Here is a 22,291-nt window from a genome sequence, read left to right as displayed (position 1 = left end):
CGGGATGCACGCACGGACGCGACCGCGCGTGCGCCCGGAGGACGCAGCCGCCCGCCCGACATCGGCCCCGCAGGCGACCCGGGCGCTCGGGTCGAGGGCCACCCGGGACCCGACGTCGCGACATCGGCGGGCGGCGCAGGACGCCGAGGCCGTGCCGCATCCGGGCGGCACCGCGATTAGGTGGCCGGTCGGTGCGCGTGTGTATGGTGTGCCTTGTCGGGGACCCCGCCGTACATCGCCCCGGAGCGCATACGAGCGGGCACGCCTCCCGGACACCGGGCCGCACACCGGCCCCCATGAACGCATATATAAGGAGTCACGTGCCCGGCACGAAGAAGTTGGTCATCGTCGAGTCGCCGGCCAAGGCCAAGACGATCGCCCAGTACCTGGGCAGCGGATACGAGGTGCAGGCGTCCGTCGGCCACATCCGCGACCTCATCGAGCCGAAGAACCTGCCGCCCGAGCTCAAGAAGGGCACGCTCGGCAAGTTCTCCGTCGACGTCGAGAACGGCTTCGAGCCGTACTACGTCGTCAGCGACCAGAAGAAGAAGACGGTCGCCGATCTCAAGCGGGCGCTCAAGGACGCCGACGAGCTCTTCCTCGCGACGGATGAGGACCGCGAGGGCGAGGCCATCGCCTGGCACCTCCTGCAGGTGCTGAAGCCGAAGGTGCCGGTCAAGCGGATGGTGTTCCACGAGATCACCAAGGAGGCCATCGAGCGCGCCCGCGACAGCACGCGCGACATCGACACGGCCCTCGTCGACGCGCAGGAGACGCGACGCATCCTCGACCGCCTCTACGGCTACGAGGTGTCGCCCGTGCTCTGGCGCAAGGTCGGCCCCGGCCTGTCCGCCGGTCGCGTGCAGTCCGCCGCGACCCGCCTCGTGGTGGACCGCGAGCGCGAGCGCCTGGCGTTCGTCACCGCCACGTACTGGGACCTCACCGCGTCGCTCTCGCCGCTCGAGCAGGAGCTGCCCTTCGACGCGCGCCTCGTGCGGATCGACGGCGCCCGGATCGCCACGGGCCGCGACTTCGACGACAAGGGCGCGCTCAAGAACGACTCCCGCCCGCTCGACGCGAGCACCGCGGAGTCGCTCGCCGAGGCCCTGCGCGACCCGTCCGTGCCGCTGAAGGTGCAGAGCGTCGAGTCGAAGCCGTACACGCGTCGTCCCGCGGCGCCGTTCACCACGTCGACGCTGCAGCAGGAGGCGGCGCGCAAGCTCCGGTTCTCCGCGCGGCAGACCATGAGCGTCGCGCAGTCGCTGTACGAGAACGGCTACATCACCTACATGCGCACCGACTCGCCCTCGCTCTCGCAGCAGGCGATCAACGCGGCCCGCAAGCAGGCGGCCGAGCTCTACGGCCCCGAGACCGTCCCGGACAAGCCGCGCCTCTACGCAGGCAAGAGCAAGAACGCGCAGGAGGCCCACGAGGCCGTCCGCCCCGCCGGGGAGACCTTCCGCACCCCGCAGCAGCTCGCCTCGACGCTGCGCGGCAACGACCACAAGCTGTACGACCTGATCTGGAAGCGCACCATCGCGTCGCAGATGGCGGACGCGAAGGGGTCGACCGCCTCGGTCGTCATCGCGGCGGGACCCACGGCCTCCGGCGAGGTCGCCGAGTTCGCTGCCTCGGGCACGGTCATCACGTTCCGCGGCTTCCTGGCCGCGTACGAGGAGAGCCGCGACGAGGAGCGCCACGGCGCCGCCGAGCCGCGCGAGGCGAAGCTGCCGGACCTCAAGAAGGGCCAGGACCTGCGCCTCGTCGACGTCGACGCGAAGGGCCATGAGACGAGCCCGCCGCCGCGCTACACGGAGGCGAGCCTCGTGAAGACGCTCGAGGAGCTCGGCATCGGGCGTCCCTCCACGTACGCCGCCATCATCTCGACCATCGTCGACCGCGGCTACGTCACCCCGCGGGGCACCGCGCTGGTGCCGAACTGGATCGCGTTCTCCGTGGTCCGGCTGCTCGAGGAGTTCTTCACGGAGCTGGTGCAGTACGACTTCACCGCCGGGATGGAGAACGACCTCGACCGCATCGCGGACGGCTCGGCCGAGCGCGTCGACTGGCTGAAGGGCTTCTACTACGGGAACGACGCCCACAAGGGCCTGCGTCCCACCATCGACAACCTGGGCGAGATCGACGCCAAGGAGATCAACTCGCTGCGCATCGCGGACGACATCACGCTCCGCATCGGCAAGTACGGGCCCTACCTCGAGGTGCACGAGGAGGGGGCCGCGGAGGACGCGACGCCCCGCCGCGTGAACCTCCCCGAGGACCTCGCGCCCGACGAGCTGACGTCCGCCAAGGCGCGCGAGCTCATCGACGCCCCGGTCGTCACCGACCGCGTCATCGGCATCAACCCCGACAACGGCAAGCGCATCGTGGCCAAGGACGGGCGCTACGGGCCCTACGTCACCGAGCTCGACCCCGAGCCCGAGGAGGCGCCGGCCGCCGCCGAGGGCGTCGATCCCGCGACGGGCGAGGTCCTCGAGAGCGCTCCCGCGACCACCACGGCGGCGCCCGCGAAGAAGGCTCCCGCGAAGAAGCCCGCCGCGAAGAAGGCGGCAGCGGTCAAGCCGCGCACGGCCTCCATCTTCAAGTCGATGGACCTCGCGACGGTCGACCTCGAGACGGCGCTGCGGCTGCTCGACCTCCCGCGCGTCGTGGGGGAGGACCCCGAGACGTCGACGCCCATCACGGCGCAGAACGGCAAGTACGGGCCGTACCTCAAGAAGGGCACGGACTCGCGGTCGCTCACGAGCGAGGAGCAGATCTTCGAGATCGACCTCCCCGGCGCCCTCGAGGTGTTCGCGCAGCCGAAGTACGGCGCACGCCGCCCGTCGAGCGCGCTCAAGGAGTTCGACGCGGACCCGGTGAGCGGCAAGGGCATCAAGGTCAAGGACGGCCGCTTCGGCCCGTACGTCACCGACGGCGAGACCAACGCCACGATCCCGAAGAGCGAGTCCGTCGAGGACATCGACTTCGACCGCGCCGTCGAGCTCCTCGCCGACAAGCGCGCCAAGGGACCGGCGAAGCCCAAGGGGAAGGCCCCGGCCAAGGCGAAGGCCAAGGCGCCCGCGAAGGCGAAGGCCCCGGCGAAGCCGCGCGCCGCCGCCGCAGCGAAGACGACGGCCGCCAAGACGACGGCCGCCACGACGACGGCCGCCAAGACGACCACGGCCAAGGCCACGACGGCCAAGACGACGGCCGCCAGGTCGGCCGCCGCCACGAAGGCCGCCGCCACGCGGGCCGCCAACAAGGCGGCCGCCGCCGCGACGACGGCGTCCGACGCGACGTGACCGGCGTCTTCATCACGCTGGAGGGCGGCGACGGCGTGGGGAAGTCCACGCAGTCGGCGCTCCTCCGGGAGTGGCTGGAGGGGCAGGGCCGCGAGGTCGTCGTCACCCGCGAGCCCGGTGGCAGCGAGCTCGGGGCGGAGATCCGCGAGATCGTGCTGCACCGTCGAGGGCACATCGCCCCCCGCGCGGAGGCGCTTCTCTACGCGGCTGATCGCGCGCACCACATCGAGACGGTCGTCCGGCCCGCCCTCGGGCGCGGTGCTGTCGTGCTCCAGGACCGGTACCTCGACTCGTCCGTCGCCTACCAGGGCGCCGGGCGCGTCCTCGACGCCGGCGAGATCCGCGAGCTGTCGCTCTGGGCGGCCGAGGGTCTCCTCCCCGACCTCACCGTCCTGCTCGACCTCGACCAGGCGGCGGCCCGGATCCGGCTCGACGCCTCCCGCACCCGCTTCGACCGGCTCGAGGCGGAGCGCGGCGAGTTCCACGAGCGAGTGCGCCACGCGTTCCTCGGGCTCGCCGAGGCCGAACCCGACCGCTTCCTCGTCGTCGACGCCGGGCGTCCCCGCGAGGAGATCGCCGGCGTGATCCGCACCCGGGCCGCCGCCCTCCTCGAGGCCGGGGCGCGCGCGTGAGCGACGCCGCGACGGATCCGGCCCGGGCGACGCCCGCGAGCCCGGACGGCCGCGCCATCTGGGACGAGCTCACGGGCCAGTCCGAGGCCGTCGCGCTCCTCGCCGCGGCCAGCAGCCCGCGGGCCACCGCCCGCGACGCCAGCGGCACCGCGCTCGCGCACTCCTGGCTCATCACCGGTCCTCCCGGATCCGGCCGCTCGAACCTGGCCTACGCGTTCGCCACGGCGCTGCTCAGCGACGGCACGCCGGAGGGGGACGCCGCGACGGCACGACAGGTCGCGGCCCGGAGCCACCCCGACCTCGGCGTGCTCGCGACGGAGCGGGTCATCATCGCCATCGACGAGGTGCGTGCGCTCGTCACGTCGTCCCAGTACTCCCCGTCGGTCGGCCGCTACCGCGTCATGGTCGTCGAGGACGCGGACCGCATGACCGAGCGCACCTCCAACCTGCTGCTCAAGGCGCTCGAGGAGCCGCCGGAGCGCACCATCTGGATCCTCTGCGCGCCCAGCGAGGCCGACCTCATCCCCACCATCCGCTCGCGCGTGCGGAGCGTCCGCCTGCGGATCCCGTCCGTGGAGGACGTGGCGGCGCTCATCCAGCGACGCGACGGCGTCGACGGGGCCACCGCGACGCGCGCGGCCCGCGAGGCGCAGAGCCACATCGGCATGGCCCACCGGCTCGCCACGGACGCCGAGGCGCGCGAGCGCCGCAGCCGCACGCTCGAGCTCGCCCTCGGGATCCGCACGGTCGGCGACGCCGTGCGCGCCGCGGCCGCGATGCTCGAGCTCGCGGGCCAGGACGCCAAGGCCTTCACGGTCCAGCGCGACGCCGACGAGCGGGAGCGCGCGCTGCGATCGCTCGGCGTGCAGGAGGGCGGGTCCATCCCGCCGCAGCTGCGGTCGCAGATCCGCCAGCTCGAGGAGGACCAGAAGCGGCGCGCCACCCGGAGCCTCCGCGACGGCATCGACCGGATCCTCGTCGACCTCATGTCCCTCCACCGCGACGTCCTCCTGCACCAGCTGCGCGCCGACCTGCCGCAGGTGAACGAGGCCATCGCGCCGCGCATCGCCGAGGCGGCCGAGGCCGGGTCCGCGGCGGCCTCGCTCGCGGTCCTCGACGCGGTCGGCGTCGCCCGGCGGCGGATCGACGGCAACGTCTCCCCGGCGCTCGCCCTGGAGGCCATGCTCGTGTCCATCACCCGCACGCGCTCCGCGGGCGTCGCCTGATGCGCCGGGCAACTCGGAGGACGGCGCTCCGCCGCTCCGGGGCGCTGGGCGCCGTCCTCCTCGCCGCCGCGGTCGCGCTCAGCGGCTGCGGCCTCATCCCCGTGCCCGAGCCGCGGAGCTCCACCTCGAGCCCCACCACCGAGGAGGTCGCCCCCGACCTCGCGGGCTACTACGAGCAGGCCATCACGTGGGCCCCGTGCGAGGACGGCGCCCAGTGCGCCAGCGTGACCGCGCCGCTGGACTGGTCCGCGCCGGATCCCGCCACCGACATCCAGCTCGCCCTCACACGGCACACCGCGCGCGGATCGGGGGCCCCGCGCGGATCCCTCTTCGTCAACCCCGGCGGCCCCGGCGCGTCCGGCGTCGACTTCGTGAAGGCCAGTGTCGACCAGGCCGTCTCGCGCGACCTGCAGGACGCGTACGACGTGGTCGGCTGGGATCCCCGCGGCGTCGGCGCGTCGACCGCGGTCGACTGCGTCGACGACGCCCAGCTCGACTCCTTCCTCTACGGCCAGACGGAGGCGCCCCCGGGCACGCCGCAGCACGACGAGGAGCTCGAGCAGGCGGCCAGGTCGTTCGCCCAGTCGTGCGCCGCGCGGTCCGGCTCGCTGCTCGAGTTCATCGACACGCAGAGCACCGTGCACGACCTCGACATGCTGCGCGCCCTGGTGGGCGACCCGCAGCTCAACTACCTCGGCTACTCGTACGGCACGAGCATCGGCGCGCAGTACGCGCAGGACTTCCCGGCGCACGTCGGGCGCATGGTGCTCGACGGCGCGACGGATCCGTCCGCCAGCTCGTTCGACGTCGTGCTCGCGCAGACCCAGGGCTTCCGCACCTCGTTCGAGGCGTACATGGCGGCCTGCCTCGCGGGGGAGGGGTGCCCGTTCCGCGGGTCCGTCGACGAGGGCCTGCAGACCGCGGCCGCCCTCCTCGAGCGCCTCGACCAGAGCCCGCTGCGCGCCCGCGACGGGCGGGAGCTCGACGGCCAGGTCATGCGCAGCGCGATCGACTCCGCCCTCTACAGCGAGCGGCAGTGGCCCGCGCTCACGACGGCGTTCGCCGAGGCGCTGCGCGGCGAGTCCGCCACCGCGTTCGCGCTCGCGGACTCCTACTTCGGCCGCAGCCCGGACGGCACGTACACGGGCAACTTCTACGAGGCGTTCCTCGCCATCCAGTGCGTCGACTACCCGGTGGAGCGCGATCCGGCGGTCCTCGTCCGGGAGGCGGCCGAGATCCGGGCGGCGGGCGGCGAGCTGGCCGACGACGACACCGCGCGGGACGGCGAGCCCGACGCGCTGTGCGGCGAGTGGCCGTACGCGGCGCGCCAGGCCCCGGCGCCCGTGTCGGCGGAGGGCGCGGCGCCCATCGTCGTCGTGGGCACGACGGGGGACCCCGCCACGCCGTACTCCTGGGCGCAGGCGCTCGCCGGGCAGCTCTCCTCGGGCGTCCTCCTCACCTACGAGGGCGAGGGGCACATCGCCTACGACGAGCGGGACCCCTGCATCGTGGCCGCGGTCGACGGGTACCTGCTCGGCGGGGATCCGCCGGCGGCCGGCACCAGCTGCGGTTGACGCCGAGGGGAGGGGCGCGCAGCGGACGGCGCGGCTCCCGTGTGCGGGAGGGCCCTCGGGATCCGGTATGCTCTCTACTCGTGCCCGGTACTCGCTGAGTCCGGGCCGGGCCGCCTTAGCTCAGTCGGTAGAGCATCTCACTCGTAATGAGAAGGTCGTCAGTTCGATTCTGACAGGCGGCTCCAACACGCCACCCGCGTCGCACGTCCGGTCCCGATCCGGACGGCCCACCCGTGCGTCCGATCCGGGTCGCCTCCTCCCCAGGTCGCCTCGTGCGCGCGCGTCCCGCGCACCCCGCCGGACCGGCCTCCGTTCGGGGACGGCGTCTAACATGGCCCCATGCGATCCCCCGCCGACGGCCCCCCGCACGAGTGCGCCGACGGCACGGACCAGGCCCCCTCCCGCCGCACCTCGCGCCGCGTCGACCGCCGCCGAGCCCGCACCGTGACCGCCGCCGTGGCCGCCGTCGCCCTGCTCGCCGCCGGAGCCGTCGGGGCGGGCGCGCTCACGGGCCGCGCAGGCAGCGCATCGGCGAGCGTCGCCGCCACGGCCGACCCGTCGCCCACGCCGAGCCCCACCCCCACCGCGGATCCCGCGCGTCCCGCCCCCGCCGCCCCGGCCGCCGCGCGCGACCTCCGCATGTGCTCCATCTCCTCCCTCGCGAAGGATCCGCGCCTCGCCACGTTCGAGGGCCAGGTGCGCGACGTCGCGACGGGTCGCGTCCTGTTCGACCGGAACGGCAGCACTCCGGAGCGCACGGCGAGCGTCATGAAGGTCATCACGTCGGCGGCGGCGCTCGCCGCGCTCGGCCCGGACCGGCGCATCGCCACCACCGTCGTCCGCGGGTCCGAGCCCGGCACCGTCGTGCTGGTCGGCGGCGGCGACCCGACGCTCTCCCGCCTCACCTCGGGCAGCTCCGTCTACCCCGGTGCACCGCGCCTCAGCGACCTCGCGCAGCAGGTGCGCACGGCCTGGGCCGCGGATCCCGCCACGGCGGGCACGCCCATCACCCGCATCGTGCTCGACACCTCGCTCTTCTCCGGCGACACCTGGATCCCGTCGTGGGCGGCCAGCGAGCGCAAGGCCGGGTACTCGAGCTTCATGACGCCGCTGCAGCTCGACGCCGACCGCGCGGATCCGGGCGCCGTCGTGTCGGCGCGCAGCGAGGATCCGCTGGCGCGCGTCGGCAGCACCTTCCGCTCCATGCTCGGCGGGTCGGCCGACGTGACCCAGGGGAAGGCCCCCGCGGGAGCGGCCGTCCTCGGGAAGGTCGAGTCGCAGCCGGTCTCGTCGCTCATCCAGACCGCGCTCATCAACTCCGACAACGTGCTCGCCGAGTCGCTCGCGCGGCTCGTGAGCATCCAGGTGGGCGCGGGGAGCACGCAGCAGTCGCTCGCCACGGGCATCCCGAAGGCGCTGCAGGCCTACGGCCTCGACACGTCCACCCTCTCCATCGTCGACGGGCAGGGGCTCAGCCCCGAGAACCGCGTGCCGCCGTCGCTGCTCGCCCAGCTGATGATCCAGGTCGACCAGCGGCAGCAGGCGCTCGGCTACCTGCACGACGGGCTCCCCGTCGCGGGCCGCACCGGCACCCTGGCCAGCCGGTTCACGGGCGACAGCGCCGTGGCCCGCGGGCACGTCGTGGCCAAGACCGGCTGGATCGACACGGGCTACACGCTCGCCGGCATCGTCGACGCGGCGGACGGCACGAAGCTCACGTTCGCGTTCTACGCCATCGGGAACGTGACGGGGGACGCGAAGATCGCCCTCGACGCGCTCGCGGCGGGCACCTACCGCTGCGGCGCGGACCTGGGGGACGAGTGACGAGCGGTCCGGCACGGGCCGCGGGACCCACGGCACCGGGCCACGCCCGGGGAAGGAGCGGCGCATGACGCGGGCACTCTTCATCATCGACGTCCAGAACGACTTCACGGAGGGCGGCGCGCTCGGCGTCGAGGGCGGCGGCGACGTCGCGCGGGGGATCACCCGGCTCCTCGCCGCGGAGCCGTACCGCTACGACCACGTCCTCGCCTCCCGCGACTGGCACGAGGCCACCGGCGGCAACGGCGGTCACTTCGCGCCGGCCGGCACCGTGCCCGACTTCTCGACCACCTGGCCCGAGCACTGCGTGCAGGGCACCCACGGTGCCGAGTACCACCCCGACCTCGACGTGACCGCCGTCGACTTCCACCTGCGCAAGGGCCAGGGCGCGCCCGCCTACTCGATCTTCGAGGGCACGACGGAGGACGGCGTGCCGCTCGCGGACCTGCTGGTGCTGCACGACGTCACCGACATCGACGTGGTCGGCCTCGCGACCGACTACTGCGTGCTCGCGTCGGCGCTCGACGCGGTGCACCAGGGCAAGCGCGTGCGGATCCTCGCCGACCTCGTCGCGGGCGTCGCCCCGGCCACGAGCACCGCGGCCCTCGACCGCCTCCGCGACGCCGGGGCGGAGATCGTCGAGGGGCCGGCCGACTGACGGCCACGCGACCACGAGCACGAGCACGAGCACGACACCGCACGGAAGAAGCGAGGACAGCATGACCGCATCCACCGAGACCGACCTCCTGTCGGGCACGCCCACCACCCTCCTCATCGGGGGCGAGCGGGTGGACGCCGAGGGCGGGGCCGCGTTCGACGTGCGGGATCCGGCGACCGACGAGGCCATCGCGCGCGTCGCCGACGCGAGCCCGGCCGACGGCGTGCGGGCGCTCGACGCGGCGGTCGCGGCGCAGGCGGCGTGGGCCGCGACCGCGCCGCGCGTCCGGGGCGAGATCCTGCGCCGCGCGTTCGACCTCCTGCAGGAGCGCAAGGACGAGTTCGCGCTCCTCATGACGCTGGAGATGGGCAAGCCGCTCGCCGAGTCGCTCGGCGAGGTGACCTACGGCGGCGAGTTCCTCCGCTGGTTCTCCGAGGAGGCGGTGCGCATCACGGGCCGCTACGGCGTGAACCCCGAGGGCACCGGCCGCATGGTCGTCTCGCAGCACCCGGTCGGCCCGGTGCTCCTCATCACCCCGTGGAACTTCCCGCTCGCGATGGCGACCCGCAAGATCGCGCCCGCGCTCGCCGCCGGCTGCACCGTCGTCATCAAGCCGGCCGACCTCACGCCGCTCACCACGCTGCGGTTCGCCGAGCTGCTCGCGGAGGCGGGGCTGCCCGCGGGCGTGCTCAACGTGATCCCCACGACGGACGCCGCGGGCGTCACCGGCCCCCTCATCGCCGACCCGCGGTTGCGCAAGCTGAGCTTCACCGGATCCACGCCCGTCGGCCGCCAGCTCGGCGCGCAGGCGGCCGAGAACGTGCTGCGGGTGTCGCTCGAGCTCGGGGGCAACGCGCCGTTCGTGGTGTTCGACGACGCGGACCTCGAGAAGGCCGTCGACGGCGCCATGGCCGCGAAGTTCCGCAACGTCGGCCAGGCCTGCACGGCCGCCAACCGCTTCATCGTCCAGGCCTCCGTCGCGGACGCGTTCGCGGACCGGCTGCAGGAGCGCATCGACGCCATGCGGATCGGGCGCGGCACCGAGGAGGGCGTGACGGTGGGCCCGCTCATCGACGGCCGCGCGGTCGACAAGGCCGACCGCCTCGTGCGCGACGCCGTGGATCGCGGCGCCCGGGTGCGCGCGGGCGGCGAGCGACGCGAGGGCGCCGGGCACTTCTACCCGCCCACGCTCGTCACGGGCGTCGCCCTGGGCAGCGACATCCTGCGCGAGGAGATCTTCGGGCCGGTCGTCGCCATCGTGCCGTTCGACGACGAGGACGACGCCGTGCGCCTCGCCAACGACACCGAGTTCGGCCTCGTCTCCTACGTGTTCACGCGCGACCTCGCGCGGGGCCAGCGCATGATCGAGCGGCTCGAGACCGGCATGACCGGGCTCAACATGGGCGTCATCTCCAACGCGGCGGCGCCGTTCGGCGGGGTCAAGCAGTCCGGGCTCGGCCGCGAGGGCGGGCTCGAGGGGATCCACGAGTACCTCAACACGAAGTACACGCTCACGCCCGACCCCTTCGCGTCGTAGTGGCGCACGTCGTCCCCGTCGAGGACCTGGCGGACCCGCGGCTCGCCGACTACAGCCACCGCACCGACGTCGCGCTCCGCAAGGCGGAGGGCGCGGGCCACGGGATCTACCTGGCCGAGTCGGCGCTCGTGCTCGAGCGGGCGCTCCGAGCCGGGCACGCGCCGAGATCGGTCCTCGCGCTCGGCGGCACGGTCGACGAGGCGCTCGCGCTGGTCGGCGACCGCGACGTGCCCGTCTTCACCGGCCCCGGGGAGCTGCTCGCCGAGCTCACGGGGTACGTGCTGCACCGCGGCGTCGTGGCGTCGCTCGACCGGCCGCCGCTGCCGTCCGTCGCGTCGCTGCTGGCGGACGCGCGGCGGGTGGTGGTGCTGGAGGACGTCGTGGATCCCACGAACGTCGGCGCGATCTTCCGCTCGGTCGGCGCGATCGGCGCGGACGCCGTGCTGGTCACGCCTCGCTGCACGGACCCGTTCTACCGCCGCGCCATCCGCGTCAGCATGGGCACGGTGCTCCAGGTCCCGTGGACGCGCACGGGGGAGTGGCCCGAGACCCGGGCGGCGCTCGCGGACGCGGGCTTCCACGTCGCCGCGCTCGCGCTGACCCCCGACGCCGTATCGCTCCGCGGCTTCCCGGCCGAGGAGCACGAGCGGCTCGCGATCGTGCTCGGCTCGGAGGGGCCGGGACTGTCGGAGGAGGCGATCCGGTCGGCGGACACGGTCGTCCGGATCCCGATGGCGCACGGCATCGACTCGCTCAACGTGGCGGCGGCCAGCGCGGTCGCGCTGTACGCGCTCACGGCGCCCGCGGCCAGCGCCTAGCCTGGCGTCAGCCACCAGGAGGTCCCGATGCCCGCACGATCCGCACGCCGCCGCCGCCGCCGCCCCACGCGCCTCGCCATCGTGTACCTCGTCCTCGCGGCGGCCGGCCTCGTGTTCACCTGGTCGGCGAACATCCGCGTCATGACGGAGGGCCGTGACTTCCTCGCCGACCTCGGCGCGGGCGGCCCGGCCGTCTCGTCGCTCTCGTGGGACCTGCTGATCGCGGCGGTCGCGAGCGTCACCTTCATCATCGTGGAGGGACGGCGGCTGCGGATGCGGCGGGTGTGGATCTACGTGCTGCTCGCGCCGCTCGTGGCGTTCGCCGTCGCGCTGCCGGTGTTCCTCGCGGCGCGGGAGATGCACCTGGCCGCGGCGGGACGCCCGGAGACGACCTGAGCGCTACACGAGCAGCTGGTGCTTCGCGAGGTCGCGGTAGAGCGGCGTCGACACGACGAGCTCCGCGTGCGTGCCCGTGCCGACCACGCGGCCCTTCTCGACGACGACGATGAGGTCGCTGTCGACGACCGTTGAGAGGCGGTGCGCGATCACGATGAGCGTGCGGTGCTCGGCGACGGCGTCGATGGCCTTGCGGAGCAGCTGCTCGTTGAGGCCGTCGAGGCTGGACGTCGACTCGTCGAGCAGCAGGATCGGCGGCGCGGACAGCAGGGTGCGCGCGATGGCGAGGCGCTGACGCTCGCCGCCCGAGAGCATGATGCCGTCCTCGCCGACGGGCGCGTCGAGGCCGAGCTCGTTGCGCGCGAGCACCTCGGTGAGGTTCACGGCGTGCAGCACCTGGACGCAGTCCTCGTCGGTCGCGTCGAAGGCGGTGAGGGTGAGGTTCTCGCGCAGCGTGCCCGCGAGCACGGGCGCGTCCTGCTCGACGTAGCCGATCTGGCGGCGGAGGTCCTCGCGGTCGAGCGTGCGGATGTCGCGGCCGCCGACGCGCACGACGCCGGACGTCGGGTCGTAGAAGCGCTCGATGAGGGCGAGGATCGTGCTCTTGCCCGCGCCCGAGGGCCCGACGAGCGCGATCCGCGTGCCCCGCTCGGCGCGGAAGCTGACGCCCTGGAGGACGCCGCCTCCCGTGCGGTCGGCGCCGGGGGCGTCGCCGGCGACGTCGGCGACGTCGGCGGGTGCGCTCGCGACGGATCCGTCCTGGTCGTCGGCCGCGGCCGCGACGGGGTACGCGAACCGCACGTCCACGAGCTCGACGGCGGGCGCGTCGGTGCGGTCGGTCGTCGCCGGCGCGTCGTCGCGGAGGCGGTCCGCGAGGCCGGCGTCGTCGTCGGTCTCGCCGGGCAACTTGACGATCTCCTGGATCCGGCCGAGCGCGCCGAGCGCCTGGTTGACCGCGGTGACGGCGCCGAACGCCTGGCCGAGCGGCATGATCATGAGGAAGAGGAACAGGATGAACGCCACCAGGTCGCCGACCGCGATGGCGCCCGACGCGACGCGGAAGCCGCCCACGCCGACGACCACGAGGAACGACGCCTGCAGCGCGATCCCGGCGATCGGCACGACGACGGCCGAGGCCTTCGCGACCTTGATGCCCATCTCCCACGCGCCCTCGGCGTCGGCCTCGATGGTGCGGATCTCGCGGTCGGTGGCGTTGCTGGCGCGGACGGTGCGGATCGCCCCGATGGCCCGCTCGACGCTCGCGGCCAGGTCGCCGACCTTGCGCTGCGCGCGCTGGCTGGCGACGCGGATCCGGCCGGAGAGGCCGACGACCGCGACGACCGACACCGCGACGACCAGCACGGTGAGGCCGAGGAGCACGGGGTCGATGATGAACATCGCGATGACGGCGCCGAGGAACGTGACCGCGCCGCCGATCGCCTCGACGAGGCCCTGCGTGAGGACGGCCCGCAGGAGCGTGGTGTCGGAGCCCACGCGGGAGACGAGGTCGCCGGTGCGGCGGGTGTCGAACTCGGAGATGGGGAGGCGGAGGATCCGGCGCACGAGCGTGCGGCGCGACGAGAGCACGATGCCCTCGCCCATGCGCTGCAGCAGGTAGTGCTGGTAGCCGGAGAGCAGGCCCGAGACGACGACGAGGCCGACCAGCGTCCACACGAGCGCGCCGAGCGCCCCGCCCTCCTGGACGACGCCCACCACGCGCTGCACGAGGAGCGGCTGCGCGAGGCTCGCGGCCGCGCCGAGCACGCTGAGCACGACGACGAAGGCCATGAGCCCGCGCTGCTCGAGGATGTAGGGCAGCAGCTCCGAGAAGCGCGCGCGGGGGCCGTCGTCCGCGGAGTCGCGGCGCGCGAACGGGGTGCGGGAGCGGGTGCGCGGGGCGGCGGACTCGGGGCGGGCGGTGCTCATGCGTGGTCTCCCGGTGGGTGGGCGAGATCGGGACGGGCGGCCGCGGTCTCCCGCGGGGGCGTCGTCGGCGAGGCCGGGAGCCCGGGATCGGGCGTGTCGCACCGCCTCCAGGACTCTACGCGCCGATGTCTGCGCGTCCGCCCTCGCCCGGGCGCTGGGCGGCCTGCCCGCGGGGAGCGCGTCGCCTGCCGCGCCGAGGACGGGCGTGGGACAGTGGCAGGGGACCGCTCGAGCCGGAGGACGCACATGCAGGGATCGGCAGCGTCGAGTCCGGCGGTCCGGCTGGCGTCGGACGTCGGTGGGTCGGCCCTCGTGGTCCTCGTGCTCTGGATGACCGTCCCGAGCGGCGGAGGTGCGCTCCTCGCGGCGCAGGTCGCGCTCGCGGTGACCGCCGCCTCGGGGGTGCTGCTGCGGCACCTCCTGCCCCGCGCCTCCTTCGCCGTCGCCGCTGCGGCCACCGTGGCCGCGTGGATCCTCGGGGTGACGGGGGACCCGTTCGTGCTGGCGGCGATCGCGCTCCACTCCGCCGCCCGCTCCTCGGGGAGGCCGAGGCGCCTGCGGACGGGAGCGGCCGGAGCGGTCGTCGTCGTGGGACTGCTCGCGCTCGTCGCCGCCCCCGCGTTCGAGGACGGGCTCCGCACCGTGCTCCTCAGCCTCGTCGTGCTGGGCGCCGCCGAGGCGGCGGGCGTCGCGTCGCGTCGCGCGGAGGACCTGGCCGTCGAGAACGGCGTGCTCGTGGAGCGTGCCCGGATCGGGCGTGACGTCCACGACGTGCTCTCCCACTCGCTGGGGACCATCGGGGTGCGCGCGGGCGTCGCCGCGCACGTGACGACGCTCGACGCGGCCGCGCTGCGCTCGACCCTGGCGGAGGTGGAGCGGACGGCGCGGTCCGGCATCGCCGAGCTGGGTCTCCTCCTGTCCGCGACGCGCGCCGGTCCCGAGGAGTCGTTCCCCGACGGGGTCCTGGCCGTCCGGTTGCGCGAGACCGCCCGGGCCGTGGAGAAGGCGGGCGTCTCCGTCACGCTCGACACCGGTGACCTCGACGGCCTGCGGGGCCCGGAGCGCGTCGCCGTGCACCGCGTCGTGCGCGAGGCCGTGACCAACGTGGTCCGCCATTCCGGCGCCTCGCGGTGCACCGTCGCGGTGCGCGCGGACGCCGGCGCGGTGCGGCTGTCCGTCAGCGACGACGGCAGCGGACGGGCTCCGCTGACCGAGGGGGATGGCCTGCGGGGCGTCCGGGAACGCCTGGCGACGCTCGGCGGCACCCTCGTCGTCCGCGACGCCGAGGGATCCGGAGTGCACGTGGAGGCCGTGATCCCGCGTCCGACCGCCCCGCGTCAGCCCGGGTCCCGCCCATGACCGTCCCTCCCGCCCCCGTCCGCGTCGTCATCGCCGACGACCAGGAGCCGCTCCGCACGTCCTTCCGCATCCTCATCGACGCCGAGCAGGACATGGCCGTCGTGGGGGAGGCCGCCGACGGAGCCGCCGTCATCCGCGTCGTCGCCGAGACGCGACCCGACGTCGTCCTCATGGACGTGCGCATGCCGGGCGTCGACGGGATCGAGGCCACGCGGCGTCTGCGCGAGCAGGCCGACGGTCCGCGCGTCGTCGTCCTCACGATGTTCGACGAGGACGCGCACGTCGAGGGCGCCGTCCGCGCCGGCGCGTCCGGCTTCCTGCTCAAGAACGTGCCGCCCGCGGAGCTCGTGCGCGCCGTGCGCCTGGTGAACGCCGGGCACGCGCTCCTCTCCCCGGAGGTGACGGCGCGCGTCATGCGGCTGGCGACGGGGGAGGGACGCGCCCCGATCCCGCGGGATCCGCGGTCGGACCGGTTGACGCGCCGGGAGCGCATGACGCTCGAGCTCATCGCCCGCGGGCGGTCGAACCAGGAGATCGCGGCGCAGCTGTTCGTGACGCACGCGACGGTCCGCACCTACGTCAGCCGCCTGCTCTCCAAGACCGGGTCGCGGGATCGCGCGCAGCTGGTGGTCCTCGGCTACGAGTGGGGGATCGTCGGCAGCTGATCCGGCGTTCTGTCGACATCAGCATGACGACGGGGAGGCACGGCGCCGATTGGCTGGGCCCATGATCCAGATCTCGCACCTCGTCAAGCGCCGCCGCGGCAGGACGCACGTCGACGACGTCTCCTTCGACGTGCGGCCCGGCCGTGTCACCGGCCTGCTCGGGCCGAACGGCGCCGGCAAGAGCTCGACGATGCGCGTGCTGCTCGGCCTCGACTCCGCCACCTCCGGCACGGCGCTCATCGGCGGCGTGCCCTACCGCGCCATCCGCGATCCCCTGCGGACGGTCGGCGCGATGCTGGACGGGCCGGGCGCGAACCGGGGCCGCACCGTCGCCGCGCACCTCACCTGGATGGCGCAGAGCAACGGGATCCCGCGTCGCCGCGTGGACGAGGTCCTCGAGGTCGTCGGCCTCCCCGGCGAGCGGCGGACCCGCGTCGGCAGCCTCTCCCTCGGCATGGGGCAGCGGCTCGGCATCGCGGCGGCGCTCCTCGGCGACCCGGAGATCCTGGTGCTGGACGAGCCCACCAACGGCCTCGACCCGGACGGCATCCGGTGGATCCGCCGGTTCCTCCGCGGCATGGCCGACGAGGGACGCACGGTGCTCGTGTCCAGCCACTTGATGAGCGAGATGGAGGGCACCGCGGACGACTTCGTCGTCATCGCGCGCGGACGCGTGGTCGCGCAGGGCGGGTCCGCGGAGATCATGACCGGCTTCCCCTCGCTCGAGAGCGCCTTCTTCGCCCTCACCGAGGGCGGGGCCGACCACCGGTCCGGCGGCGTGGCGTCCCGGGATCGCGCATGAGCGTCCGGGGCCTGGCCGCCTCCGAGCTGACGAAGGCGCGCACGCTGCGGGCGATCCCGGTCCTCGCGGCGGTCGCCGTCCTCGCCACCTGGCCCATGGCGTGGACGAACGCCGCGTCCGGCGCCGACATCGCGCCGGACGACCCGCGCCTGTTCTCCTCCGTCCCCATCCCGACCGAGTACCAGGGGTTCGAGATGGCGGGCTTCGGCTACGTGCTCATCGTGGCGCTCGGGGCGCTCTGGGCGGGCGGGGAGCACGGTGCCGGACGGCAGATCCGCAGCACGCTGCTCGCCTCCCCGCGCCGTGTCCCCGTGTTCGTCGTGTCGGCCGCTCTGCTGGCCGTCGTGACCGCGATCGTCGCGTTCCTGACGATGTGGGGCGCCATCGTCATCACCCACGCGTCCTCGGGCGGGGACGTCGACCCGTGGCGGCTGACGCCGGCCATCTGGGCGCACCTCGGCGGCGTGACCCTCGCGTGGGTGCTCACGGCGCTCACGGCGTTCGCGGTCGGGTCGCTGGCGAGGACGGCGATCCTCCCGGTGATCCTGCTGCTGCCGCTCGTGGTCGGCATCGGCGACCTCCTCGCCGGAGCGTGGGCGGGCGCGCGCTTCCTCCCGGTCACGGCCGGGGCGGCCATGTACTCCGACCCGGCTGCGGGTGCGTACCTCTCGCCGGCCGTCGGCGGGGTGGTGCAGGCGGCGTGGGCCGCCGTGCTCCTCGGCGTGGCGCTCGTGGTCTTCGTGCGGCGGGACGCGTGAGCGCCCTCGGGCGGGCGATCCGCATGGAGGCCACGAAGGCCCGCACTCTCCGCAGCGTGCAGGCGACCGCACTCGCCGCGGTGCTGGTCCCTCCCGTCGTCGCCGTCGTCCAGGCGCTCGCGGCGGATCCCGCGGCCGGCGCCGCGGGTGCGGTCCCGGTGGAGTCCCTCGGCTTCTCCGCGGCGGGCCTCGCGCAGCCGCTCGTGATCCTCGCGGCCGTCCTCCTCACGGGCACCGAGCACGTGGACGGGCAGCTGCGGTCCACGCTGCTGGCCGTCCCGCGCCGCGGCGTCGTGCTCGCGGCCAAGGCCGTGGTCGTCGCGGCGCTCGCCGCCGTCGTGGCGCTCGTCGGGACGAGCGCGGCGGTGCTCCTCGCGCACGCGACGCGCCACGACGACGGCCCGCCCGCGTCCGGCTTCACCGCGGGGATGGCGGGGAACCTCGTCGGAGTCGTCGTGAACTTCGCGCTCATCGGCCTGATCGCCGCGTCGGTCACCGTGCTCACGCGGTCGCTCGTGCTGCCGCTCGTGATCCTGGTGCCGCTCGTCCTGGGGCTCACGGTCTCGCTCGTCGGGCTCGTGCCGGCGGTGCGGTACCTGCCGGACCTCGCCGGGATCCAGCTGCTCACCGCCTACCCCGGGGTGGGGCTGCTCGATCCGCTGCCGGGCGCGCTGGTCATGCTCGCGTGGACGGGGGTGCTGGGGGCCGCGGCCGCGCTGTCCCTGATGCGCCGCGACGCCTGAGCCGTCGGGCGACCGCTGCGCGCATTCCCGCCCATGGTGGAAACCCGCCCCGCTCCCTAGGCTGGCTTCTCGTGCCCACCCCCGTCATCACCGCCGACCGCCTCGTGAAGAAGTACGGCGACCACGTCGCCGTCGACGGCCTCTCGTTCGAGGTCGCGCCCGGCGAGTCCTTCGGGCTGCTCGGCCCGAACGGCGCCGGCAAGTCCACGACCATGCGCATGATCGGCGCGGTCTCCTCGCGCACGGGCGGGACGCTCGACATCCTCGGGCTGGATCCCGACACGCACGGCCCCGAGATCCGCTCGCAGCTGGGCGTCGTGCCGCAGGCCGACAACCTCGACCTGGAGCTCAAGGCGCGGGACAACCTCATCGTCTACGGCCGCTACTTCGGCCTGCCGCGCAAGCAGGTCGCGGCGCGCGCCGACGAGCTGCTCGAGTTCGCGCAGCTGAGCGACCGGGCGGGCGCCAAGGTCGACGACCTCTCGGGCGGCATGAAGCGGCGCCTCACCATCGCGCGCGCCCTCATCAGCGACCCGCGGATCCTGCTGCTCGACGAGCCCACGACGGGCCTCGACCCGCAGGCCCGCCACATCCTCTGGGACCGCCTCTTCCGCCTCAAGGAGCAGGGCACGACGCTCGTGCTCACGACGCACTACATGGACGAGGCCGAGCAGCTGTGCGACCGGATCGTCGTGGTCGACGAGGGCCGGATCATGGCGGAGGGCTCGCCCGCGTCCCTCATCCGCGACCACTCCAGCCGCGAGGTGCTCGAGGTGCGCTTCGGGTCCGACCGCAACGAGTCCGCGTCCCGCGAGATCGCCGGGTACGGCGACCGCGTCGAGGTGCTGCCCGACCGCGTTCTCGTGTACGCGTCCGACGGCGAGGCCGTGCTCAGCCGGATCCTCGAGCAGGGCCTGAAGCCCATCACGACGCTCGTGCGCCGCTCGAGCCTCGAGGACGTGTTCCTCCGCCTCACGGGACGGAGCCTGGTCGAGTGAGCGTCGTCGACCGCGCCGCCGCCGGGGGATCCGCGGCCGAGGGGCCCGACGCCGGCCGGGACGACCGCGCCCGCGCCGTCGCGGGAGGCCTCCGCCCGCGTCGCTTCGGCGGCTGGTACGCCGCCGAGCACCGCCTGCTCGGGATCCGCGCCTACCTCGGCACCGCGCTCGCGACCGGCATCGCGAGCCCCTACGTCTACCTCTACGCGCTCGGCGTGGGCCTCGCCACGGTCGTCGACCAGGGGACCGGCGCGAACCAGGCCCTCGGCGTCAGCTTCCTCGTGTTCGTGGCGCCCGCGCTCCTCGCGACGAGCGCCATGACGGTCGCCAGCGAGGAGTTCAGCTACCCGATCTTCGGCGGCTTCAAGTGGAACCCCGTGTTCCAGGCGATGAACGCGTCGCCGCTCACCCCCGCGCAGATCGTCGACGGCCAGGTCATCGGCGTCGCGATCCGCATGGCGCCCACCTGCATCGCCTACTTCGGGTTCATGCTCCTGTTCGGCGCGGTGCCGCTCGGCACGGGCTTCCTCGCGATCGGCGCCGCGGTGCTCACGGGCATGGCCATCGGCGTGATGCTCATGGCCTACGTCGCGACCCTCACGCAGGACACCGGCCAGATCGCCATGGTGATGCGCTTCGTCATCACCCCGCTGTCGCTGTTCTCGGGCACGTTCTTCCCGCTCACCCAGTTCCCGGTCTGGCTGCAGTGGATCGGCTGGATCTCGCCGCTCTGGCACGGCACCGAGCTCGGCCGCGTCGCCACCTACGGCATGCAGGAGCCGCTGTGGCTCACGGTCGTGCACGTCGCGTACCTGCTGCTCTGGCTCGCGGTGGGCTGGACCCTCTCGCGCCGCGTCGCGACGAGGAGGCTGCGCGCATGACCGGATCCACGATGCCCGCGCCCGCCCCCGCGCCGGCCGCCCGTCGGAGCCGCGGCGGCCCGCGCGCGCTCTACGCCGGCAACGCCCGCTCGGTGCTCTCCCGCGGACTGCTCGCGACCCGCAGCACGAACTGGACCGTCGTCCTCTCCGGCTTCTTCGAGCCCGTCTTCTACCTGCTCGCGATGGGGATCGGCCTCGGCTCGCTCGTCGGCGACGTGACCACGAGCACCGGCCAGCCCGTGCCGTACGCCGCCTACATCGCGCCGGCGCTCCTCGCGGTCTCGGCGATGAACGGCGCCGTCTACGACTCCACCTGGAACGTCTTCTTCAAGATGAACCACTCGAAGCTGTACCAGGGCATGCTCGCGACCTCGCTCGGGCCGCTCGACGTGGCGTTCGGCGAGATCTCGCTGGCGCTGCTGCGCGGCGTCGTCTACTCGTCGGGCTTCCTCGTCGTGATGCAGGTGCTCGGCCTCAACCTGTCGTGGTGGGCGATCCTCGCGCTGCCGTCCGTGGTGCTCGTCGCGCTGGCGTTCGCGAGCTTCGGCATGGCGGTGACGAGCTACATGAAGACGTTCCAGCAGATGGACTGGATCAACTTCATCCTGCTGCCCATGTTCCTGTTCTCCGCGACCTTCTACCCGCTGTCGGTGTACCCGGCGTGGATCCAGACGGTCATCCAGGCGCTCCCGCTCTGGCACGCGGTGGAGCTCGTGCGCGGCTTCACGACGGGCGCGCTCTCGATCGCGGTGCTCGGCCACGTGCTCTACTTCGCCGTGATGACGGCGATCGGCCTGGTGTTCACGACGCGGCGGCTGCGGGTCCTCTTCCTCGACTGAGGCCGCCGGCGACGAGCGCGAGGCCGGCGGCGCCCATGACGACGGCGGCCGCGGCCATCGCGACCGGGTAGGCGACGGGCTGCGCGTCCACCGGCACGAGGGCGAGCGCCTGCGCCGTGACGACGGTCGCGACGAGCGACGAGCCCGCCAGCACCGTCGACGTGAGCGACGAGACCCGGCCCATCGTGCCGACGGGCGCCTCCGCCTGGAGGATCGGGCCCTGCGAGACGAGGAAGACCGCGAAGACGAGGCCCGCGACGCCCATGAGGATCGCGGCGGGCAGGAACGCGCGCACGGTCGAGTAGGTCGCGTAGGTGACGCCGAGGGCGACGAGCGCGGCGGGGAGCGCGCGCTCGGGGCCGACGCGGGTGACGAGCGCGGGCGCCGTGAGGGATCCGATCAGGCCGCCGACCGCGAACATGGCCGTGACCACGCCGTACTCCGCGGCCGTCAGGCCCATCGTGGTGAGGGCGACGAGGGCGAGGGTCGCGTTGTTGACGCCCAGGGTCACGCCGTACGCGGCGAGGCCGGCCACGAGGACCCGCAGGCGCGGCGAGGCCCGGACGACGCGGATCCCGGCGGCGAGCTCGGCGCGGAATCGGGCGCGCGCGGAGGCGACGGCGCCATGCGCATCCGTCGCGTCGGCATCCGCCACCGCCCCGCGCTCGCGCACCGCGAGCACCAGCGCCGCCGACGCGAGGAACGACACGATGTCCATCACGAGCGCCGGTTCCGGCCCCAGACCCGCGTACACGGCTGGGCCCGACATGGCCGAGAGGATCCCGACGCCCGTGCTCGCGAGCAGCGTGCGTCCCGCGGCGGCCGCGCGGCGGTCGGCCGGGACGACCACCTGCACGAGGGCGGCGCGGGCGGGGTCGAAGAGCTGCGAGGCGCAGCCGATGAGGATCTGGGTCGCGATCACCGTGCCGATCACGAGCGGCGCGGGCCCGGTCACCGCGATCACCAGGAGGGGCACGAGCAGGGCGGCGCGCACGAGGTCGGCCGTGACCATCACGCGCCGGGCGGGCCACCGGTCGACGAGCACGCCCGCGACCGGCGCGAGCAGGAGCCGCGGCAGGCTCGTCGCGGCCACGACGGCGCCGATGTAGAGCGGCAGGGCCGGATCCCCGGGCGCGAGGCCCGTGGCGAGCCACACGGTGACGGTCGCCGCGAGCACGTACTCGCCGAAGGAGGAGAGCGCCTGCGCGATCCAGATGAGCGTGAACGAGCGGGAGATCAGCAGGGGCGGGCGCGAGGCGCGCGCGTCGTCGCCGGTCCCGGGCATGGCGTCCTCCGATCGGTGCGGACCCTCCCGCGGTAGCGGGCGGCAGGAAGGACGCCGGGGCGGTCGGTCGG

Annotated in this window: 19 protein-coding genes and 1 tRNA gene; 18 read left to right on the top strand and 2 right to left on the bottom strand. The window is 74.2% G+C overall.

The window, feature by feature from the left end; genetic code table 11:
* The first annotated feature begins 320 nt into the window (after positions 1 to 320).
* The 10 genes from topA (at position 321) to ACMT9T_RS05555 (ending at position 11,964) form a co-directional block, all read left to right on the top strand.
* Complete coding sequence (gene topA, locus ACMT9T_RS05600) at positions 321 to 3,302, top strand: type I DNA topoisomerase (RefSeq protein WP_414744617.1); 2,982 nt, start codon at positions 321 to 323, stop codon at positions 3,300 to 3,302.
* Entirely contained in the window at positions 3,299 to 3,934 is a 636-nt protein-coding gene (gene tmk / locus ACMT9T_RS05595; RefSeq protein WP_414744616.1) for a dTMP kinase, read from the top strand. The genes topA and tmk overlap by 4 nt, the downstream gene beginning before the upstream one ends.
* Positions 3,931 to 5,160, top strand: coding sequence for a DNA polymerase III subunit delta' (locus ACMT9T_RS05590; RefSeq protein WP_414744615.1), 1,230 nt, complete (start codon positions 3,931 to 3,933; stop codon positions 5,158 to 5,160). Before tmk ends, ACMT9T_RS05590 begins: the two co-directional genes overlap by 4 nt.
* A complete protein-coding gene (locus ACMT9T_RS05585) occupies positions 5,160 to 6,734 on the top strand; it encodes an alpha/beta hydrolase (protein ID WP_414744614.1) in 1,575 nt (524 codons plus the stop codon). Before ACMT9T_RS05590 ends, ACMT9T_RS05585 begins: the two co-directional genes overlap by 1 nt.
* A gap of 109 nt (positions 6,735 to 6,843) precedes the next feature.
* Positions 6,844 to 6,919 (top strand) — tRNA-Thr (locus ACMT9T_RS05580).
* A gap of 154 nt (positions 6,920 to 7,073) precedes the next feature.
* Positions 7,074 to 8,558 (top strand): D-alanyl-D-alanine carboxypeptidase/D-alanyl-D-alanine endopeptidase, encoded by a 1,485-nt coding sequence (gene dacB / locus ACMT9T_RS05575; RefSeq protein WP_414744613.1) that lies wholly within the window; start codon positions 7,074 to 7,076, stop codon positions 8,556 to 8,558.
* Positions 8,559 to 8,622: 64 nt separating this feature from the next.
* A complete protein-coding gene (locus tag ACMT9T_RS05570) occupies positions 8,623 to 9,213 on the top strand; it encodes an isochorismatase family protein (RefSeq protein ID WP_414744612.1) in 591 nt (196 codons plus the stop codon).
* Positions 9,214 to 9,274: 61 nt separating this feature from the next.
* The gene (locus ACMT9T_RS05565; RefSeq protein WP_414744611.1) at positions 9,275 to 10,750 is read left to right on the top strand and encodes an NAD-dependent succinate-semialdehyde dehydrogenase; all 1,476 of its coding nucleotides are present in this window, start codon (positions 9,275 to 9,277) and stop codon (positions 10,748 to 10,750) included.
* The gene (locus tag ACMT9T_RS05560) at positions 10,750 to 11,568 is read left to right on the top strand and encodes a TrmH family RNA methyltransferase (RefSeq protein WP_414744610.1); all 819 of its coding nucleotides are present in this window, start codon (positions 10,750 to 10,752) and stop codon (positions 11,566 to 11,568) included. The genes ACMT9T_RS05565 and ACMT9T_RS05560 overlap by 1 nt, the downstream gene beginning before the upstream one ends.
* A gap of 27 nt (positions 11,569 to 11,595) precedes the next feature.
* Positions 11,596 to 11,964, top strand: coding sequence for a DUF2834 domain-containing protein (locus ACMT9T_RS05555; protein ID WP_414744609.1), 369 nt, complete (start codon positions 11,596 to 11,598; stop codon positions 11,962 to 11,964).
* 3 nt (positions 11,965 to 11,967) lie between these two features.
* Here the strand turns inward: ACMT9T_RS05555 and ACMT9T_RS05550 are convergent, their stop codons facing one another.
* The gene (locus ACMT9T_RS05550; RefSeq protein WP_414744608.1) at positions 11,968 to 13,890 is read right to left on the bottom strand and encodes an ABC transporter ATP-binding protein; all 1,923 of its coding nucleotides are present in this window, start codon (positions 13,888 to 13,890) and stop codon (positions 11,968 to 11,970) included.
* A gap of 330 nt (positions 13,891 to 14,220) precedes the next feature.
* Between ACMT9T_RS05550 and ACMT9T_RS05545 the strand changes: the two genes are divergently transcribed.
* From ACMT9T_RS05545 to ACMT9T_RS05510, 8 genes are all read left to right on the top strand, one after another.
* Positions 14,221 to 15,249 (top strand): sensor histidine kinase, encoded by a 1,029-nt coding sequence (locus tag ACMT9T_RS05545; protein WP_414744607.1) that lies wholly within the window; start codon positions 14,221 to 14,223, stop codon positions 15,247 to 15,249.
* Positions 15,246 to 15,914: a response regulator transcription factor gene (locus tag ACMT9T_RS05540; RefSeq protein ID WP_414744606.1), complete on the top strand. Its 669-nt coding sequence runs from the start codon at positions 15,246 to 15,248 to the stop codon at positions 15,912 to 15,914. The genes ACMT9T_RS05545 and ACMT9T_RS05540 overlap by 4 nt, the downstream gene beginning before the upstream one ends.
* A gap of 61 nt (positions 15,915 to 15,975) precedes the next feature.
* Positions 15,976 to 16,716: an ABC transporter ATP-binding protein gene (locus ACMT9T_RS05535; protein ID WP_414744605.1), complete on the top strand. Its 741-nt coding sequence runs from the start codon at positions 15,976 to 15,978 to the stop codon at positions 16,714 to 16,716.
* A complete protein-coding gene (locus tag ACMT9T_RS05530) occupies positions 16,713 to 17,474 on the top strand; it encodes a hypothetical protein (RefSeq protein WP_414744604.1) in 762 nt (253 codons plus the stop codon). Before ACMT9T_RS05535 ends, ACMT9T_RS05530 begins: the two co-directional genes overlap by 4 nt.
* On the top strand, positions 17,471 to 18,217 hold the full coding sequence (locus ACMT9T_RS05525; RefSeq protein ID WP_414744603.1) for an ABC transporter permease: 747 nt from the start codon (positions 17,471 to 17,473) through the stop codon (positions 18,215 to 18,217). Before ACMT9T_RS05530 ends, ACMT9T_RS05525 begins: the two co-directional genes overlap by 4 nt.
* Positions 18,218 to 18,288: 71 nt before the next feature.
* Positions 18,289 to 19,215: an ABC transporter ATP-binding protein gene (locus ACMT9T_RS05520; RefSeq protein WP_063072062.1), complete on the top strand. Its 927-nt coding sequence runs from the start codon at positions 18,289 to 18,291 to the stop codon at positions 19,213 to 19,215.
* The gene (locus ACMT9T_RS05515; RefSeq protein WP_414744602.1) at positions 19,212 to 20,096 is read left to right on the top strand and encodes an ABC transporter permease; all 885 of its coding nucleotides are present in this window, start codon (positions 19,212 to 19,214) and stop codon (positions 20,094 to 20,096) included. The genes ACMT9T_RS05520 and ACMT9T_RS05515 overlap by 4 nt, the downstream gene beginning before the upstream one ends.
* Positions 20,093 to 20,935: an ABC transporter permease gene (locus tag ACMT9T_RS05510; RefSeq protein ID WP_414744601.1), complete on the top strand. Its 843-nt coding sequence runs from the start codon at positions 20,093 to 20,095 to the stop codon at positions 20,933 to 20,935. Before ACMT9T_RS05515 ends, ACMT9T_RS05510 begins: the two co-directional genes overlap by 4 nt.
* On the opposite strand, the gene ACMT9T_RS05505 is transcribed toward ACMT9T_RS05510, so the two are convergent.
* Positions 20,898 to 22,220 carry an MFS transporter gene (locus ACMT9T_RS05505; protein WP_414744600.1) on the bottom strand — a complete coding sequence of 441 codons (1,323 nt, stop codon included), beginning with the start codon at positions 22,218 to 22,220 and terminating at the stop codon, positions 20,898 to 20,900. The genes ACMT9T_RS05510 and ACMT9T_RS05505 overlap by 38 nt on opposite strands.
* Positions 22,221 to 22,291 lie beyond the last annotated feature (71 nt).

This window comes from Clavibacter vidaverae, assembly GCF_047529985.1.
Taxonomy (GTDB): Bacteria; Actinomycetota; Actinomycetes; order Actinomycetales; family Microbacteriaceae; genus Clavibacter; species Clavibacter nebraskensis_A.
The sequence above is the reverse complement of the archived record's forward strand: the minus strand, read 5'-3'. Positions and strand labels throughout refer to the sequence as shown.

Bases quoted from the DNA above. Each gene is read 5' to 3' on its own strand.
- ACMT9T_RS05585 (WP_414744614.1), top strand. From the start codon at position 5,160: ATGCGCCGGGCAACTCGGAGGACGGCGCTCCGCCGCTCCGGGGCGCTG.
- dacB (WP_414744613.1), top strand. From the start codon at position 7,074: ATGCGATCCCCCGCCGACGGCCCCCCGCACGAGTGCGCCGACGGCACG.
- ACMT9T_RS05570 (WP_414744612.1), top strand. From the start codon at position 8,623: ATGACGCGGGCACTCTTCATCATCGACGTCCAGAACGACTTCACGGAG.
- ACMT9T_RS05565 (WP_414744611.1), top strand. From the start codon at position 9,275: ATGACCGCATCCACCGAGACCGACCTCCTGTCGGGCACGCCCACCACC.
- ACMT9T_RS05555 (WP_414744609.1), top strand. From the start codon at position 11,596: ATGCCCGCACGATCCGCACGCCGCCGCCGCCGCCGCCCCACGCGCCTC.
- ACMT9T_RS05550 (WP_414744608.1), bottom strand. From the start codon at position 13,890: ATGAGCACCGCCCGCCCCGAGTCCGCCGCCCCGCGCACCCGCTCCCGC.
- ACMT9T_RS05545 (WP_414744607.1), top strand. From the start codon at position 14,221: ATGACCGTCCCGAGCGGCGGAGGTGCGCTCCTCGCGGCGCAGGTCGCG.
- ACMT9T_RS05540 (WP_414744606.1), top strand. From the start codon at position 15,246: ATGACCGTCCCTCCCGCCCCCGTCCGCGTCGTCATCGCCGACGACCAG.
- ACMT9T_RS05535 (WP_414744605.1), top strand. From the start codon at position 15,976: ATGATCCAGATCTCGCACCTCGTCAAGCGCCGCCGCGGCAGGACGCAC.
- ACMT9T_RS05530 (WP_414744604.1), top strand. From the start codon at position 16,713: ATGAGCGTCCGGGGCCTGGCCGCCTCCGAGCTGACGAAGGCGCGCACG.
- ACMT9T_RS05510 (WP_414744601.1), top strand. From the start codon at position 20,093: ATGACCGGATCCACGATGCCCGCGCCCGCCCCCGCGCCGGCCGCCCGT.
- ACMT9T_RS05505 (WP_414744600.1), bottom strand. From the start codon at position 22,220: ATGCCCGGGACCGGCGACGACGCGCGCGCCTCGCGCCCGCCCCTGCTG.